Annotated in this window: 13 protein-coding genes; 1 reads left to right on the top strand and 12 read right to left on the bottom strand. The window is 48.0% G+C overall.

What is annotated here, in order from left to right:
* Positions 1–156: 156 nt before the first annotated feature.
* The 11 genes from ABD014_RS08760 to ABD014_RS08710 all read right to left on the bottom strand — a co-directional run bounded on the left by ABD014_RS08760 (position 157) and on the right by ABD014_RS08710 (position 12,230).
* Positions 157–279: a hypothetical protein gene (locus ABD014_RS08760; protein WP_343859999.1), complete on the bottom strand. Its 123-nt coding sequence runs from the start codon at positions 277–279 to the stop codon at positions 157–159.
* A 105-nt stretch (positions 280–384) separates the two neighbouring features.
* Positions 385–798: a hypothetical protein gene (locus ABD014_RS08755; RefSeq protein WP_343859997.1), complete on the bottom strand. Its 414-nt coding sequence runs from the start codon at positions 796–798 to the stop codon at positions 385–387.
* Positions 799–876: 78 nt separating this feature from the next.
* Positions 877–2,496 carry a response regulator transcription factor gene (locus tag ABD014_RS08750; RefSeq protein WP_343859995.1) on the bottom strand — a complete coding sequence of 540 codons (1,620 nt, stop codon included), beginning with the start codon at positions 2,494–2,496 and terminating at the stop codon, positions 877–879.
* 256 nt (positions 2,497–2,752) lie between these two features.
* The gene (locus ABD014_RS08745; RefSeq protein WP_343859993.1) at positions 2,753–4,480 is read right to left on the bottom strand and encodes a cache domain-containing sensor histidine kinase; all 1,728 of its coding nucleotides are present in this window, start codon (positions 4,478–4,480) and stop codon (positions 2,753–2,755) included.
* Between the two features lie 105 nt (positions 4,481–4,585).
* Complete coding sequence (locus tag ABD014_RS08740) at positions 4,586–5,428, bottom strand: carbohydrate ABC transporter permease (protein ID WP_343859991.1); 843 nt, start codon at positions 5,426–5,428, stop codon at positions 4,586–4,588.
* Positions 5,425–6,384: a carbohydrate ABC transporter permease gene (locus ABD014_RS08735; RefSeq protein WP_343859989.1), complete on the bottom strand. Its 960-nt coding sequence runs from the start codon at positions 6,382–6,384 to the stop codon at positions 5,425–5,427. The genes ABD014_RS08740 and ABD014_RS08735 overlap by 4 nt, the downstream gene beginning before the upstream one ends.
* Positions 6,385–6,534: 150 nt before the next feature.
* Positions 6,535–8,616: an alpha-glucuronidase family glycosyl hydrolase gene (locus tag ABD014_RS08730; protein ID WP_343859987.1), complete on the bottom strand. Its 2,082-nt coding sequence runs from the start codon at positions 8,614–8,616 to the stop codon at positions 6,535–6,537.
* Positions 8,617–8,675: 59 nt separating this feature from the next.
* Entirely contained in the window at positions 8,676–9,992 is a 1,317-nt protein-coding gene (locus tag ABD014_RS08725; protein ID WP_343859985.1) for an ABC transporter substrate-binding protein, read from the bottom strand.
* A 242-nt stretch (positions 9,993–10,234) separates the two neighbouring features.
* Entirely contained in the window at positions 10,235–11,305 is a 1,071-nt protein-coding gene (gene uxuA, locus ABD014_RS08720; protein ID WP_343859983.1) for a mannonate dehydratase, read from the bottom strand.
* Positions 11,306–11,502: 197 nt separating this feature from the next.
* Positions 11,503–11,946, bottom strand: coding sequence for a GNAT family N-acetyltransferase (locus ABD014_RS08715; protein ID WP_343859981.1), 444 nt, complete (start codon positions 11,944–11,946; stop codon positions 11,503–11,505).
* Positions 11,947–12,059: 113 nt separating this feature from the next.
* Positions 12,060–12,230, bottom strand: a complete 171-nt coding sequence (locus tag ABD014_RS08710; RefSeq protein ID WP_343859979.1) for a hypothetical protein — start codon at positions 12,228–12,230, stop codon at positions 12,060–12,062.
* A 150-nt stretch (positions 12,231–12,380) separates the two neighbouring features.
* Between ABD014_RS08710 and ABD014_RS08705 the strand changes: the two genes are divergently transcribed.
* On the top strand, positions 12,381–13,967 hold the full coding sequence (locus ABD014_RS08705; RefSeq protein WP_343859977.1) for a sensor domain-containing diguanylate cyclase: 1,587 nt from the start codon (positions 12,381–12,383) through the stop codon (positions 13,965–13,967).
* Positions 13,968–14,129: 162 nt separating this feature from the next.
* Here the strand turns inward: ABD014_RS08705 and ABD014_RS08700 are convergent, their stop codons facing one another.
* A complete protein-coding gene (locus ABD014_RS08700; protein WP_343859975.1) occupies positions 14,130–18,110 on the bottom strand; it encodes a discoidin domain-containing protein in 3,981 nt (1,326 codons plus the stop codon).
* Between the last annotated feature and the right edge of the window lie 174 nt (positions 18,111–18,284).

Here is an 18,284-nt window from a genome sequence, read left to right as displayed (position 1 = left end):
TGTATTATATGCCTCTTCCAGCAAGATAATCAATATGTGAGATCATTAATATGTAAAAAAAGCCCGCTAACCCAATTAAGGTCAGCAGGCTTCTCTTATTTCGTAGCTTCCACATTTGCTTACAATATAGCCTGTTTATTAGATGTCAATGTTTAATTAGAAACAAAAACTTCCTGTAATAATTACCAGCAATATAAACAGAACTAAGATGGCTCCAGTCGAAGTCCATAATCCGCCAACTCCAGATCCACAACCTATTCCGCCAACTACTTCGCCCAACGTGTATCCCTCCTTATTAAGAGTACACAGCATCATATTCCGCTATTGCCACAAATGATTAGGCATCTATCTCTGTATACTTCGCCCAATTGTCGGAATACTTGTCTAGGTTGGGTCCGCCGCTTCTCCACTTATCCGATTCTCTATCTGGCCCAGCGCTGATGCTGGGTCTCGACAACCTCGCCCTGATAATATCGCCTTCTCGATCATCATGCCGAGATAATGATCCCGCGATGCCTCCGCCACGCTGTAGAACTCAGGTCCACCGGCTATATAATCAGCCATCTTCTGTAAGCAATGGGCGACAGCGATCTCGTCATCATATAACCTAGCCGGAGCATACGGATTCTCGTACAGCCAATTCTCCCCGCACAAAATCCCTTGCAGGAAGTAGCCCTCCTGATTCTCCAGCTCCCCCTTGTTAATCCGCTTCAGCTCCAATTGGAGCGGTATCGTCGATTCCTGTTGGATCAGAATGCGACTGTCGAAGATTTCTCCTCGTTCCCCTCTGACAGACAAATGGTTCGAATACTGAATTTCACCGGTTTCATAGTTCCCCTCCTGACATAAGCCTCCTGCATATCTAATGCTGTCTCTTTATTTAATAAGTTCTGTTGGATTCATTCCCGTAACCTTCTTGAATAGCGTGCTGAAGTAAGGAACATTCTTATAGCCTACCTGCTCCGCTACCTCATAGACGAGCAGATTACGTTCCAGCAATAGCTCACGCGCTTTCTCCATCCGTACCCGGGTTAAATAGTTGTTGAAGGTCTCGCCGGTAATATTCTTGAAGATGATCGATAAATGATTCCGGGAAATGTACACTTTGTCTGACAAATCGGCAAGCGTCAAATCTTCAGCATAGTGCTCATGAATATACTGGGTCATGAAGTCGACAACCTGTCTGTGCTTGCTGCTTCCTTTCATCTGCCGGCTGTTGCATATCAGTGAGATTTTTGCTGACAGCCATTCCGCCAGCTGCTCGGGCTGGTATAACGTTAACAGTTCTTTGGCAATCTGGTCATTCGTGAATAGATCGTCGAGGAAAATACCTGCCTCATACAAGCAATAGGTCATGATGCCCCACAATTCGCTGCCTAGCATCTGTACATAATCTTTGGAGATCCCATCTTGCTTCCCAAGCTCTTCAATATACTCGGCAACGATCTGCTGCGCCTCGGCCTCCTGGGCCGTCTTCATAGCACTAGCCAGCTTGAAGGAGAACTTAACCGGGAACAGAGCAATCTGCTCCGAATCTTCTCTCATCTGTCCTTTATACTTGTACAAATCGTAGGAAGGGACTATTCTCTGTTCTCGGCGATCGATCGCTCGAAATGCTTCCTCTGTCGATTCCGGCAGCTTCGTCCACTCCCCGCGAATCCTTCCGATTCCCACACAAATAGCCAGCCTTAAGTAGCTTTTGACATTGTCGATCAGCTTGACGCCGAGCTCCCTCAACGCATCCTCCAACTGATCGCAGGAGCTGCCACGCTTGGGATGGATAATCAACACAGCCCTCGTACTGTGAAGCTCTGTATACTCGATAATGGGAAATACCTTTCGCGCGACCTCGCAGACAATATTGCTGATGGCGAAGCGGAACAAATTCCAATCGGACACGGATAACTCATTTGCCCGGCCATCGCGAACCAGATCAATACCAATCGCCGCATGACTGCAATCGGCCCAATACTGATAAGCCTCCGGCAGATGGGCGCCATCTTGATAGTAACGGTTAAGCGTACCTACTGCGGCAGATCTTACCCACTCCTTCTCGATAAAAGGCTCATAGATCATCAGCTTATGTTTAAGCTCCACCTGGATATTGAGCTTCTCTTCCTCTTCAATTAGCTCTTGAATGACTTTATATAAGACGCTCTTTAAAGTAGGGACACTGATCGGCTTCGACACATAATCGCTAACATTGAAGCGCAGCGCCTGCCTCGCGTGCTCAAAGTCGGAATATCCGCTCAGGATGATAATTTTCCCGCCGAATCCGTCCTTTCTTAAATGCTCGATCATATCCAGTCCACTCATCACCGGCATATAGATATCCGTTATGACGATATCCGGCTGTGTCTCCCGGATCATCTCTAATCCGTCCTGTCCGTTCAGCGCTTCTCCGGCCCACTCCGCATTCAGCTCCCCCCAAGGGATGACCCGCTTCATCCCTTGCAGCACCTGGCGTTCATCATCAATAATGGCGATCTTCCGCACGATACTTACCTCCTTAAGCTATACAAAGATTCATCGTATCAGGGTACAAAGTCCGCTATATAATTCAGTTCTAGACTGAAAGATTTATAACAAGGCCAGCGGTAAATAAACCGCTTTCAATTACTATATTACCTATCGGCATCTTCCATGGGTATAAGAGAGATGCACGATTTATTTAAAAATAAACCGAAGTATATGAGCTTCTGATGATTTAATACGATGAAGGCAGTTGGGTGAAAAATTCCTTCTCTATACCCTATGCCGGCGGCTTCGTTAATAGGGGGAGGATAATCTCGACTCTGGTCCCGCCCTCTTCCCGTTCACTGAGAGTGATTCCGTATTCCTCGCCAAAATAGCCAGCGATCCGTTCTCTGACATTGCGGATGCCGTAGCCTCCGGTACGACGCTTCTGCTGTTCATCAACCACTCGCGTTAAGCCGCTGCCATCATCATCGATGATAATGAATAGCGAATCTTCATAGGCTGTCAGCTTGATATGGACATAGCCGTGCAGCCTTTTATTGAAGCCATGAACGATCGAATTTTCTACAAAAGGCTGAAGTGTTAACTTCGGAATGAAGAATGGCCGAAGCTCTGCCGGTGCATCTATCGCGTATTGCAACCCTCCACCCCAGCGCAATTGCTGGATCTCCAGATAACTCTTGATATGTTCCAATTCGTCGCCAATCGTAATGAAGATGTCTCCATTGGACAAGCCGATTCGGAACATGCGGCCCATCAGCTCCAGGATTCGACTTAGCTCATCCTGCCCGGCTTCAATCGCCATCCAATTCAACTGATCTAGCATATTATAGAGAAAATGAGGGTTAATATTAGCTTGCAGAGCCTCAATCTCCGCCTTGCGCTGCTGCTCATAACGAAGCTGCACAGACTGATACAGCTCCTCAATCCGTTCATTCTGCTTACGATAACCTGAGAACAAATAACCGAATTCATTCTCATAATCCGCAGATAGCTCCACATTGTTGCCCTCTACCGAATACATTCTCATCGCCGCCACCAATTCTTTGATCGGCTTCGCAAACTGTCGACTCATATACAGCGTTAGAAGTAAGACGATCAGGACAGCAGCAATACCAATCAGCGCGATCACCTCGGCCAATCTGAAGCTGTCCTGTGTGATCTGGTTCCAGGACGTCATCTCGATTAGAGTCCAGTTGGAATTGTCCAGCTTCGAATACACTAACAGAGAATCGCCTACCTTCGAGTTGCCGCGAATATGGACATAACCGGACTGCTGATCCTTCAGATCAATCCACTTGGACAACTCGTTCTGATCTAGTACTTGACCGATCTTCACAATCTGCTCGCCCGCCGAATTCGTCATCATCCGGTTCGAATCGGTCGATTTCCCCGACAGCAGGGAGCGAATCTGTTCAGCTTTGATATGGATGATGAGAACACCAAGATAATTATCGTTATACATGATTTTACGGGCGAAGCTAAGGACTGGAACATCGCCTTCGAAGCCAGTCACTTCATGCTCACTGCTCCAGGCAAAATCATTCTTATCCAGCATATGGGACCAGTACTGCTTACTCAAATCGTTAATATCCCGAAATTGAATATAGTATTTGGACTCTCCCTGGAAAGGACGGTTCATATAGAGATCAATCCCCTGTATCAGGGGGATCGAGTAAGTTAAATTAGCCAGTGCCTCCTGCACACCGACATATCTCCGGTAACGATCATATTCATCCTCTCTGTTCATAAGAAGAGTAATCAGCTCATTGTTACGGGAGGTCGATAACGAGATCTGCTCGATCGTGAGGAGTCTCGTCGTAATCTCATTGTTCAATTCATCCAGCAGTTGCTGCTGGTAGTGAGAGGTAGTCCGTACCAGCGCTTTCGATGAGATGCTGTAGCTTGCCCAAGCAATCAAAGCGATGACAATCACGAGTACAGCTGAGAATAGATAAAAAAAGAGCCGATCGATCCTGAATTTCTTGAAAGGGTTAGTCATGCTAGTCTACTTCCTCCAATCGCGAAATGAGAAAGAGCGGTAAAGCAGCGAACAGAATTGTTCATCGCTTTACCGCATGTAAGCATAGGGATGATGCCCTTCATTTTATCCTTTAATTCCCGTTGTCGCAATACCTTCTACGAAGTGCTTCTGCAGGAACATAAACACGAGTGTAGCAGGCATAATAGAGACGAGCGACATGGCCAGCAATTGTCCCCATTCCTGAGCAGATTGGGAATCGTTGATCATCCGCAGGGCCAAACCTACTGTATATTTATCAACGGAGTTGATATATAGTAAGTGCCCCAGGAAGTCATCCCAGTTCCACAGGAAGCAGAAGATCATAACGGTTACGATCGCCGGCTTCGTCAGCGGCATAACGATCCGCCAGTAAATGCCAAACCAGCTGCAGCCGTCGATTTTGGCCGATTCATCCAGCTCTCTCGGAATCCCCCGTACGAACTGAATCAGCAAGAAGACGAAGAAGGTTCCGCCAGCACCCGTTGCAAGCAGGTGAGGTACGATGAACGGCAGATACGTATTCACCCAGCCCAGTTTATGGAACAAGGCGTATTGCGGAATAATCAGTACTTGTCCAGGCATCATAATCGTCAGCATCAGCAGAGAGAACCAGAAATTTTTGAGCGGAAAATCCAATCTGCCGAATCCGAATGCCACAAGCGTACAAGATAGCAACGTAACGATCAACACAGCAATTTCAAGCCCGAAGGTGTTGAGATAGAAATCGGTAAAGGAATGTCCCGGCACCGAATTCCAGCCTTTTGTGAAGTTGCTCCACATCGGTACGGTAGGGAATATATTCGGTGAGCTCATCTCGGTGTTGTCCTTCAAGGCTGCTCCAATCCACCAAAGAATCGGATACACCATTATAAGGCTGAACAGGATCATAAAAATATGACGGAAGGCTGTTTTCCACTGTTTTGTCATTTTCTCTTCTTCCCTCCTGTTTCTTCGTAGAATACCCAGTATTTCGAGGTACCTGCGATAATGAGTGTAGCCGCGACGATCATAATAAGCATGATCCACGCTAGAGCAGAAGAGTAGCCTAATTGATAACGGCTAAATGCACGTTCATATAAGTAGAGAGCATAGACATACGTCGAGTTCATCGGTCCTCCGTTCGTAATGACGAACGCGGAGGTGAACATTTGGAACGAGTTGATGACCGCCATGATCAGGTTGAAATACATGATAGGCGAGAGCATCGGCAAGGTAATCTTGAAGAATTGTACGAACTTGTTCGCGCCATCCACCCCGGACGCCTCATACAGGTCGGATGGAATCTGCTTCAACCCCGCCAGGAAAATAACCATCGTTGAGCCGAACTGCCACACGCTCAGCAGAACCAGCGTTCCGAGCGCCGTATCCGGGTTCGTGATCCAGCCCTTCCCCGCAATGCCGAATACGGCAATAATCTTGTTGAACACACCGTCTACGCCGAAAATATTCCGCCATAAGAGCGAAACCGCAATACTGCCGCCGATTAGTGAAGGGAAATAGATCGCCGTGCGGTAGAAGGTAATCCCCTTAATCGCCCGGTTAAGTATCATCGCCACCAATAAGGCGAAGATCAGCTTAAGCGGAACGGAAGCCAGTACATACATGAAGGTGACTTTAACGGATTGGACGAATTTCGCATCGGAAGTGAAAATTTGATCGTAATTCTTAAGTCCAATCCAGTTGATAGGTTCCATTAAGGTATAGTCTGTAAAGGAATAATACAAGGATAGAAATAACGGATATGCCGTAAGACAGAAAAATCCGATCAGCCAAGGCGAAATGAATAAATAGCCTGCGATGGGGGCGTTCCATCTACTTAGAAAAGGACGGCGTTTCTTAGGAGTCTTGACCGCAGTTGCGGTGACGGCCGTAGAACTTTTCATATGTGCTCACCTCTTGTAGTCAATTTATATATTAAGTATATAGGCGCCCCAATGGGGACTAAAGGAGAGGAATCCTCGAAATCTTTCAAAATATAACGAAAAAAAGAAGAAGCATTCACGCTTCTCCTTCTTATTGGAAACTATGCAAAATTAATAAATCTCTCTACCTTGCTCATCAGCAATGCCGCATCTGCGATAGAAATACGTATTGATCCGGTCGCGCCACTCCTTGGCGTGCTCGGCTTGCTCGGCAAGACGATCCGCCACCTGCTGATGCAGTCCTTCATCCATACGATCCGCAAGCTTCGCCCATCTGTCCCTAAGTTCGGCAGCCCGCTCCGCACCTTCAAAGTGCGTATCATAGATATGTTGAATGACAGTCTTGCCAGAGTGCAGCACATGGGTATATGGCACGTGATGGAAGAAGAGCAGCAGATTGTCGGGACAAGTGTCCAGCGACTCATAGACATCGAAGTTCGCCCCGGTATATTGCGTGGTATACCCCGTACCCGTTGCCTGAGTCCGGTCTACACCGACCCCTTGCCAGTCCGCAAAATGATAGGTTCCCCACATCGAATACTCATATCCCTCGACGTCCGGGCCATAATGATGATTCGGACTCACCATAAAGCCTACGCCAAGCGGGGCGGTATACGCCTCGTAAATGCCCCAGGAATCCATCAACAACCGCAGGATCGCATCAACCAGGTCGGACTCTCCGCCGAAGCTCATACGAATCCATTCCTCCGCGATTTGCTCCGAGGACAGCTCTGGATTCCAGGCCAGACGGCCGTAGCCGTACAGGTTTGCCTGCGCCAGCAGATGACCGGTCCAGTTGGCATCATCGCCGATATTCGATACGGCAGCAAAGCCGCTGTAACGACTTCCATGTAGACTGCCGTCAACAATACGCTTCACTGTAGAGCCCTCGCCTTTGATATGGGTGTCGAAGTCAAGCACTTCTTTCCACTGCGGAACAAGATAGCATACGTGGCGCTGCTGTCCTGTGTATTCCTGTGTGATCTGGAATTCAATCACCTGGTTCGTCGCAGGCATCGCGCCAATCAGCGGAGATACAGGCTCACGAACTTGGAAATCAATTGGACCATTCTTCACTTGCAGAATAACATTCTCCTTGAATTGTCCATCCAGCGGCTTGAAATGATCGTAAGCGGCCCGAGCCCGATCTGTCTTCCGGTCGCGCCAGTCCTGCTTGCAGTTATAGACGAAACAGCGCCAGATCACGATGCCGCTATAGGGTTCAAGCGCTTCGGCGAGCATATTCGCTCCTTCAGCATGATTACGCCCGTATGTGAACGGTCCCGGACGATTCTCCGAGTCAGCCTTCACCAGGAAGCCACCGAAATCAGGAATCGCTGCATACACATCAGATGCCACATTGCGCCACCATTCGCGTACAGTCGGTTCAAGCGGATCGGCGGTAGTAAGTCCGCCAATCTCTAACGGGCTGGCATAGTTCACACTAAGGAACAGCTTGATGCCGTAGGCGCGGAAAATATCAGCCACTCTGGCTACATCAGGCAAATATTCCGGTGTAATAAGCATCGTCTCATATTTATGAACATTAACGTTATTCATGGAGATCGCATTAATTCCGGAAGATGCAAGCAGCCTCGCATAATCGCGGATGCGCTCCAAATCGCTCGTAATCTTGTTGTCTGCATAGAAGATCGACTTGCCGGCATAGCCACGCTCGATGCTGCCGTCGATATTGTCCCATTGATTGACCATCCGCAATTGATTAACCGGATTCTCTAATATGTCCAAACCGTCAACATCAGCGCCCGTGCTAAGCAGACGCAGCAGATGGAAGACTCCATATAGAATACCGACGGAGGATACCGCGCCGATCACGATGCAGCCAGTCAAGTTGTCTGTTCGAATGACATAACCTTCCTCGCAAACCTTCGAGGAGGTCCCTTCCTGAATTGCTCCATCAATCACAGCGCTGCTGCCAAAGATCCCAAGCGCAACACAGGGAGATTGTTCACAGCTGCTTAATACTGCAGGAGCTTGACCTAGCATCCCTTCGAGACCCCGGATCAGCTCAGCAATGGCAGCTTGGATGATCACGTCACGCTCCGCATGTTCCTCTATCATGATGCGATTATATGGCAAGTACTGCTCGCGTAGATCACTAGATGGTATTCTACGATACCCGAGCCAGGCCTGATAGCCGTCCCCTGTATGTGGAAATGCAGGTGTATTCATAGAGTAGTCCTCCTAATGCCAAGACCCGGGACGAATTCGTCCCGGGCTCCAGCTCTATATTATTTTTCGTATGCCTTAGCAGCATCCTTCAGTTGGTCGAAAGCTTGCTCTGGAGTAATCTTATTGAAGCTGAGCTGATCGCGAACGAGCAACCAGTCTTTATCGATGTAGTTCGTCCAGCCGCCAGCGCCAGCAGACCAAGTTTGACCATCAGGCTCGGTTGCACGCAGCAATTCCATACCGACTCTATCGACATCGCTCATGTCTTCCTCAAGCGCCTTAGCATTGTCTTTGTTAACAGGCAATCCGCGTTGCGTTCCTAGAATCTTCGCTGCTTCAGGATCGTTCAGGAACCAGTTAACGAATTCCTTCGCTTCTTTCTCATGCTTCGTACCTTCGGTTACTGCCAAATACATGGAAGGCTTCAACCAGCCGCCTGCTTCTTCAGAACGAGGCATCGTAACTAATGCGTATGCTCCTGGATGCAGACTATCCCAAGAACCGTAGTTGTTGGAGAAGCTCAGACGCATCAAGATTTTACCTGAAGCCATCAGATCCATTTGCGGGTCAAATTGTACGTCCGAAGAGTTCACATCTGCTGGAGGTACGATTCCATCCTTACGCAGTTCTTCAAATCTTCTCGTCCAATCCAAGAAAGCATCCTGGTCGATGTTGAATTTGCCGTCATCTGTAATCACTTGACCTTTGCCTTTACTGTATTGGAATGCAGAATAAGCAAAGTAGTCGCCGGCAAGATCCTGTGAGAAATATTGTCCACTTGGAAGCTTGGACTTAGACTCTTTAGCAAGAGCGAAGAAATCATCCCAAGTCCATCCGTTTTGTGGATTATTGAGACCCAGCTTATCCATCGCTGCTTTGTCATAGATCATTCCATAAGCTACGGATCCGAGCGGAACCGCATATTGCTTGCCATCGAGTTTGCCGCCAGCCAATACCTTCTCATCAACCTTGCTCACATCAACTTCAGGAGCCAAATCAATCAATTGACCGCGTGCCGCCCAGTCTGGAGTCCAGCCTGGATCCAATTGAACGACATCCGGTGCGTTCTTAGCTGCTGCCTGTGTAGACAACTTGTCCAAGTAACCGTCCATACCGGAATATTCAGGTTCAAATGTAACGTTAGGATGATTCTTTGTGTATAGTTCTAAAGCTGCCAATGTCGCTTCATGACGTGGTTGTGAACCCCACCACATAATGCGTAGCTTTACTTGCTGATCCCCTGCTGCCGCTGTCGAATTGCCAGCTTTGTCTGATGGCTTGTTGTTCTTTGCTTCTCCTCCGCCACCACAGGCAACCAGCGATCCCAGCAGAGTTGTAGCTGCCAAAACTGTCAGGAAACGCTTCCATTTAAACATCTTTAAACCCCTCCTGTTTTGAATCAATAATTTCTTGCTGCGTTTTTATATTATCAATTCAAGATGAAGGTTCATATAAGAATGATCCACGATTTATTTTAAAATAGCCCGAAAATAACTCATAATGATACGAATACCTGTAATTAATAGGATTTGAAATACAATATATCCCAAAAAACTCCCGACATCTATCCTGATTGAAAGTTTCGATCAGATTTCTGTCGGGAGACAGATGATTCAAATTACCGATTCTTCTCTCGCTCTAGGGAATCCCACACACCCCATAAGTACATAATGCCTAATGCACGATCATATAGCCCATAACCTGGACGACACTTCTCTCCCCACAGATGACGGCCATGGTCAGGACGAGCATAACCGGTGAATCCGTTCTCATGATAAGCCTTAACAACATCCGTGATGTCAACAGAGCCGTCCTTGGCCCGGTGCGAGGTCTCGATGAAGTCTCCATTATCGTATACTCGAACATTACGAATATGAGCAAAAGGAATGCGGTCCGCATAGGTACGGATCATATCAGCGACATCATTATCACGGCTTGAGCCCAAGGAGCCCGTGCACATCGTCAATCCATTGGACGGACTGTCGACGAGATTCAGCATACGGTTGATATTCTCTTTATTCGTAATAATGCGCGGCAAGCCAAAGATCGAGTATGGAGGATCATCGGGATGAATCGCCATTTTAATGCCACTAGCTTCAGCGACCGGGACAATCTCCTGCAGGAAATACTGTAGGTTTGCCCACAGATCCTCTTCCGACACTTGCTTGTAGGCTTCAAACAGCTCACCCAAATGCTGCAGGCGCTCCGGCTCCCAGCCTGGCATAGTTATTTCCGAAGTATAGCTCTCCATCCTGCGTACCAGTTCGAACGGGTCGATGTTGTCGACAATCGCTTTCTCAAAGAAAAGCGCCGTCGAACCATCCTCCAATTCCTTGAACATATCCGTACGCGTCCAGTCAAATACCGGCATAAAATTGTAGCAGATTACTTTAACGCCTGCCTGTCCGAGCTTCTCAATCGTGCGCTTATAATTTTCTATATATTTCTCGCGTGACGGCCGTCCAAGCTTGATATCCTCATGTACATTCACGCTCTCTACAACATCGATGTGAAAGCCATGCTTCTCGATATAAGCTTTCTCAGCCATAATGCGCTCCATCGGCCATTCTTCGCCTGCAGCTAAATCATGCAGCGACCACACGATACCTTCTACACCCGGGATTTGCCGTACCTGATCCAGCGTCACCGAGTCATTGCCTTGCCCATACCACCGGAATGTCATCTTCAAGATTGTTTCCTCCTCAACAATGTTCACGTGTGCAAAAATGATAATACATATTGTTGCTTAAGCCTATTATTGTTCCCTGAGGCGTGTAAGTCAACAGAATTTACAACAAGACAGGGACCATCCCGAAGCCAAATGGAAGGCTCTTCAAGATGATCCCTGTTCTAAGGAGACGTAATAATTTCAACGTCTTAACCGTATTATTTCCCTTTGTACATTTGAACGTAGTCGAGCTGTTTATATCCCTTGTTCTTATAGATATTGATAGCCCGTTCGTTCGCTTCCTCAACCTCAAGACGGATTCTGGCTGCTTTTCCCTTATAGGCTTCTTCGATAAAGTCCATATATTCCTTGCCGATACCTCTGCCTTGGAATTTCGGAAGAATGTAAATTTCCTCCACCCAGACAACCAGGCCTCCGGCCTCGTTCGAATAAGTAATCGAGAGCAGGGAATATCCCGCTTTCTCGCCGTCGCATTCAAAGATATAGCCGTCAATATAAGGACTGCCAGCCATTAACTCATCGAAGGTCTTCCGAATGAAGCTCTCGGGAATGCTGTGCAGCACTGCATCTGAGTGATAGAACTCATTGGACATTTCAACGAAAGCTTCTCTGTCTTTTTGTTCCATTTTTCTAATCATCATTCTGTACCTCTTCGTTAGTATTTGATGGACATGTCTATTCAACTATTATATTCGACGGATTTGTTGGAATCAAATGGATGCTTCTCCGTTTTACCGCAGGAAACGAACGCTCCCTATATCGGAAATAGCTCCTCCTTGTCGCCGATTTCTTTTCTACACGGTTTGCACAGGCCTCTGACCACCCCAAAGTTGTTCGCATAGAATATCAGCTTCTTCGCCTGCTTGCATCGAGAGCATTTCTGGGCTAGCTTGTCCTCCTTATTCTTGGCGAACCAATTCCTCATTCACGAGCCCTCCTCCATTTCGGGAATCTGCTTCCATAATAACATGAATTTGCCTTGGCTATATTCCTAGCATGCGCTCTGTTATATAATGTGTTATAACTCAGGGCATGATTGTCCTCTACATCATAATTAATCAGGCGGGATGAGGCTTTGAAACCAATTATCAAAAAAGGTATTACTCTCCGGTTCACCATTTCTCTACTAGTTATTTCAGCCATTTTGCTTACGATGCTAACCAGCATTACATCTGCTTTACAGGTTAACCGTACTTCCTTGATCGACAATTATTTGAATAAGAATGAGTCCTATTCCAAGAAGCTGGCTTCCAACACAGATGAGCTATTGAAGACGATGCAGGAGAACATTGCGGCGATTGCCTCCATATCCGTGCGTGCGAGTGAGCTGAATCATCAAATGATTGATGATCTCTATCAAGCTAATAGCGAATATTTCAACTCTATCGTCATTGCAGATGCTAATCGGGTAGTGCAGGCTTATAGCCCGCATAACATTGGAATATCCATTGGGGACAAGTTAAACTCCAAGCAAAGCGAAGAAGCTGTAATAACGAAGAATCCCTTAATCTCCGAGCCTTACCGTACGACGAAAACAGGTCGACTGATCATTCTGGTGTCAGCACCTATCATAGATCATGATGGGACTTATAAAGGATTCGTAGGGGGAACGATCTATCTGGAGGAAGAAAATGTCCTGAGCACGATGCTTAAGAAGCATTTTTTCGGGGACGGTTCTTATGTGTATGTGGTAGATAAAAAGGGAGATTTGATCTTTCATTCGGAGCAAGAGCGAGTGGGACAGCATATTAAGAATGAAGCCGTACAGAAGGTTATCTCGGGCCAAAGCGGTTCCCAGGAGGTCGCAAATTCTCCAGGTAATGTCTTCTTAGTAGGCTATGCATACGAGCCAAACAGTTCCTGGGGAATCGTCTCACAGACTCCTTACGAGGTAATCAATGAACCGTTGCGGCAGTTGGTCCATAGGATGCTGCTCTATGCAATGCCATTCCTGTTGTTGATTCTGGTCCTTGGCTGGTGGATCGCAAGCCGGATCGCCAAGCCATTGAATACTCTGGCACAATTCTCAGATCAAGCTATCCTGAATCCCGTGCCTGCCGAGAACATTCCGGACATTCATTCCTCCTATTATGAGGTCAGTCTATTATCGCGAAGCGTCAAAATAGCGTTGCAGAGCATGAATCAGGATCTAACATATTTGAGGCATAAAGTGAACATTGACGAGTTGACCGGCCTTGTCAACCGAAGAGGCTTCGACAGCCTGATCGCCGACTGGATAGAGAGCAAGATCCCTTTTGCTCTAATTCTGTTCGATATCGACCACTTCAAGCAGGTGAACGATACATATGGACATGTCGTCGGTGATGCAGTACTGCGCTATTTGGCGCAGCAGATGCAACAGATCTTCTCCAACGGGGATGTGGCTTGCCGTTACGGTGGCGAGGAGTTTGCTATTTTGATCAGGCATGGCGAACTGGACAGAGCCGAAGCTCTGGCAGAGCGGCTGCGCGAGCAGCTTGTCTCAACGATCAGTCCGACAGGCCAATCGATTACGGTCTCTGCAGGCATCTCTTCGTTCCCGGCCCATGGCCAATCCGCCGAACAGTTGGTGATGCGGGCGGATGAGGCGCTATATTATTCCAAAGAGAACGGCAGAAACCAGACTACTGTATTTACGATCAAGGAATTGCAGGAAGTTTGACCATTAGTGTATATCAAGATATTCGAGCCTAAAAATGCAGGTGCAGCGCAAAAATTCGCGCTGCACCTGTTGTTCTATATGTCATCCCTGCTGTAATTACCTCCACCTGAACTGGACCGCTCGCGGCTCCTCCCCCCGGATATTAGCCGTGCGGTAGAGCAATCACCAGTTATTGCCCGATACTCTGTTCACCGTGAAGTTCGGGCTCTTATCCTCGCCATAAATCGCGCGAACGCCCGGATTATTCACTTTCACATTCGTGAAGCTTGCTTGGCCGACGACCGGGCCTTGCCCTTGCTCCGCACTGACTACGAGCTTGATTCCGTAACGACTTGGATTGTTGATGTTGACATTCTCAATGCGGACGTTTTGCATCGCCAGATTCTCTGGCGATTTCGTCTGGAACATCAGACCGAAGTATACTGGGTTGTTGATATCAACGTTCTTAACCAGAATGTTCTTGAAGGCTCTGTCTGCTCCAAACAACCATATCGCCCCGAAGTTCTGGTATTCGTTAATTTTGTCGTCTGCGCCAACACTGGTCCAGAAATCTCCACCTGTTCTGTCCAAGGTCACGCCGTCAATCACTGTATCCTTGTCCCCGAATCCTAAGGTGTTGTACCCGAAGCTCAAACTGCTGATCGTAATTCCCGGGTAAGTCAGCGTATCCGCGCCATAGAGGTTCTGGAACAGATTGTCGGAACCGCCGTATACCGCGAATGCCGCTGCGCGTCTAACACAGGTTGCCGTCAAGTTAGTGTACTTGTTGCCGATATTATAGGAGCCTCCGGCATCAATCGCACTGAACAAGGCAAAAGAGTCGTCTCCAGTTCCCCGGGCATAGTTGTTGTCGATCAAATTATAGGAGGACCCATTCGTCATGTTGATCCCGTCTGCGAACATATTTTTGATCCGATTGTCCTTGAAGGTGTTGTTGGAAGAGTTAACTCCCCAATACAAGCAGATAAAGTGCTCGACCCAAAGATTCTGAAGGGTCACATTCTTCATTCCGTTGCCGTCGATAAATTTGCCGGGTCCGTCCACTCTGTAGACGTAGTTCCCCCATGCGGATAAATCTCGAATCGTAGATCCGTCCGCCGTAGAGCTAATATTAAAGCCGACATCGGTATTGGTCTGATTCTTCGGAGCTACCAGCTTCGTATGCCAAGGGCCTGCGCCAATAATCTCCGTCGCTCTTCCATACAGGAATATCTTGCTATTGATCGTCCACTCGCCTGCGGGGATGAAGATTCCCTTCTTCGTCTGATCCTGTCTGAATTCATTCAGAGCCTGCTCAATGGACTTGCTGGCAGACACCTCGACATATTTGCCAGGATCAGGATTGGAAGCTGGCGGTGCGACGTTCTCCGTCTCCAATAGATCGACATAGATCCATGGTACGTCTCCGTTATCCTTCTGGATCTTGATCTTCGTTCCAGCCGGGAACACTTCATTCAGCAGCAACTGTGAATCCTCATAGAGCCAGTAGGCGGTCAGACCTGACCCTGGTTGATTGTCATATCCCAATTGCCCCAGTGTGCTTGGGGTCGCGTATACATGCGAGTACTTGGAAGTTACCGTAAAGGTGCCTTTCTTCACGTCGTTCGCATAAATGCTAACGGTTCCTGTTGTATTCTCGGCCACGGAACTACGGAGCACAAATGCGTTAGCCGGGGAGGTTAATGTGAACTCTACATATTTTCCCGTACTATCCAGGTAAACAGCCGAGCGGCCTGAAGCTTCGCCTGCATAGTCGCCAGGCTTGAAATTCGGAGCAAGAATCGTTCCGTTCGTCTTGTTCGCAGGCGATTCCGCCTCGATGATCGTAAACGGCATATTCGCGCCGCGTCCGATGTACATCCCGCTGGTGCTGGCATTATTATCCTGCTTCGCCGGAATCTCATTGGCATCTGCGGCAACCGTAGCTGTTACAGAATAATTGCCGTTTGCAGCGGTCCACGTGCCCAGCGATACATTAGCCGATCCTCCTGCTGCTATGCTGCCATTATATGTCCCATTTAAGGAGCGTACGGTATTCCCCGAGCTATCCTTCAGCACAAGTGTAACGGCATGTGCACCACTAGAGCTGGCGATATTGCCCTGATTCTTCAGATTCACAGAGAAGGTTACCGTATCTCCGGCACTAGGATTACCCGGTGACCAGAGGGCTGCTGCGATTAGATCGGAGCTTGGAACCTCGCTCACAACTAGTGGAGCTGGATTTGTAAAGCTGTTGTTCGTCTTATCCCACTCTACAACCGTGTTGCTCTCATCAACGACAGCCTTAACTATATAGGAAGCGGCCGTCTTAGCGCCAACGTTCACCGATACATTCTGGGAGGCACCTTGAGCTAACGCGCCTACGGTGGCGGTCCCCACCAAAGTGTTATTTAAATAGAAGTTAACCGATGTAGCCGGAGAAGATGCCGTTCCGATATTCTTGACGAGCGCCGTTAAAGTAATCGGTGCTGTCTCATTTGGCGTAGTTGGACTCCACGATATACCGGAAACCGTAAGATCCGGACTTGGGGCTGGTGTACCCAAGATCTGAAATTCTGCTACCTGCCCGGCTGAAGAGCCCGTATTGCTTGTGAAGACGAGACGTACATCTGCGGCGGTTGCTGTGACCGGAATCGTCACCGTATTACCTGTAGCCGGGTTAAATGTGTACGGCGCTGCGGAGACCAGATTGACGAAGCCGGAAGCATTTTGCTCCCGCCCGAGCACTTGAATCGTCTGTGTCCGGGTTCCCCAGGCCGAAGATGGATTCAGCTTCAGTACAATCGAGGTAATATTGGCATTCGCCCCCAGACTGGCGGTTAATTGGTTCGGATAGGAGTTCGGCGCTCCTTCCCAATAGGTATTCGTGTCCCCATCATTCGCATTCGCCGCGATAAATGTATGAACTGTTGAAGAGGCGGTGATCGGTTTATTCAGCGCCAGATTGCTGCCGGAGACCCCTTCACCGACACGTGTAACGGTATTGCTCCGCGGTGAAGAATTGCCCGCAGCATCCTTAGCGATAACATAATATGTGACAGTAGCACTGGAAGGCTGGTTGTCAGTAAAATTAAGGGTTGAACCGTTCACTGTGCCTCTAAGCTGATCGTTTGCGTAAATCTCATAGCTCTGGACACCTGTACTTCCTGTAGAGGCATTCCAGGTTAACAATATCGTTCCGGGCGCAGGTTGTGAATATGCTAAATTGCCAGGTGCCGTTAGCGGTTCCGTACCCGTATTGCCCAGCTTGAAATTAATCCAGTTAATATTGAAATCAGGCCCACCGGCATACACACGCAGCGTCTGCAAGCCTTGGGTTAGCGTCACCGTCGCCGTGACGGTCTGCCAACTTTGCCACCCTCCCGTGTTAGGAACTGAGGTCGTAGCCAATGTCGTCTGCCCAGAACGTAGCTGGATTTCTCCTGCGTTCGTGTTGCTGGCGATACGATATTCAACCGTATAGGTTCCCGACTCCGCCACACTAACGAAGTAATCCATCCAATCCCCGGTATTGATCCAGCCGACATTCAAGCCGCCGCCAGTATCGGAGGTGGGCTCCGTTTGCACTCCAGACATGGCGTCCCAAGCTTCTGCTTCAATCTTGCCGGGGATTGGTTTGGCCGATGGTGCAGAAGCACCATACACCTCGACCTCTGACAATTGAGCCGCTGGCCAGCCTGTATTTGCTGTAAAATGAACTCTCACATATTGCGTATTCGTTGAAGGAAAATCAATCGCGACCGAATTGCTTGTAGCGGGATTAAATGTGTAATCTGCTGAATTGACGATATTGAAGAAATCCGTGCCGTTCATGCTGCCTTGAATGGACAAGGTTTGTGTTCTTGTCTCCCAGCTAGCCGGAAGCTTAAGCACGACTTGTTCAACATTCACTGAGCTGCCAAGAGGAATCTGGATCCATTGCGGAAATGCATTGTTCGCACTCTCCCAATAGGTTCCTTGATTCTCATCCACAGCATTGCTGGCTACGTATACATCCGCATAACCACTAGAGGTTACGCTCTTGCCCGCCGCAAGGTTCGGACCTGTTGCAGCAGAAGCTTCGATATGAAGTCCGATACTGGAAAAGAAGGCCGAGAAAATAATAGACGCCATCAACAACCAAGCGACAAACCTATTTCGCATCTTGTTCCTTCCTCCTAACCGAGTCATAATGCAAATCACTTACTCCGGACATTACGATAAATCCGACAAAAATGATAGCGCTTCCGAAACCATCGTTTATTATTGTATCCCTCCTCCAGATTCTGTAATAATAATTGGCGCAATTTTATTTTAATTCTACATTTTGGAAAATTT

This window comes from Paenibacillus motobuensis (assembly GCF_039521865.1).
GTDB lineage: Bacteria > Bacillota > Bacilli > Paenibacillales > Paenibacillaceae > Fontibacillus > Fontibacillus motobuensis.
This window is presented reverse-complemented; position numbering and strand designations above follow the sequence as displayed.

Coding starts and splice junctions, on each gene's coding strand:
- ABD014_RS08730 (WP_343859987.1), bottom strand. CDS start 8,616: ATGAATACACCTGCATTTCCACATACAGGGGACGGCTATCAGGCCTGG.
- ABD014_RS08710 (WP_343859979.1), bottom strand. CDS start 12,230: ATGAGGAATTGGTTCGCCAAGAATAAGGAGGACAAGCTAGCCCAGAAA.
- ABD014_RS08700 (WP_343859975.1), bottom strand. CDS start 18,110: ATGCGAAATAGGTTTGTCGCTTGGTTGTTGATGGCGTCTATTATTTTC.
- ABD014_RS08725 (WP_343859985.1), bottom strand. CDS start 9,992: ATGTTTAAATGGAAGCGTTTCCTGACAGTTTTGGCAGCTACAACTCTG.
- ABD014_RS08735 (WP_343859989.1), bottom strand. CDS start 6,384: ATGAAAAGTTCTACGGCCGTCACCGCAACTGCGGTCAAGACTCCTAAG.
- ABD014_RS08745 (WP_343859993.1), bottom strand. CDS start 4,480: ATGACTAACCCTTTCAAGAAATTCAGGATCGATCGGCTCTTTTTTTAT.
- ABD014_RS08740 (WP_343859991.1), bottom strand. CDS start 5,428: ATGACAAAACAGTGGAAAACAGCCTTCCGTCATATTTTTATGATCCTG.
- ABD014_RS08715 (WP_343859981.1), bottom strand. CDS start 11,946: ATGATGATTAGAAAAATGGAACAAAAAGACAGAGAAGCTTTCGTTGAA.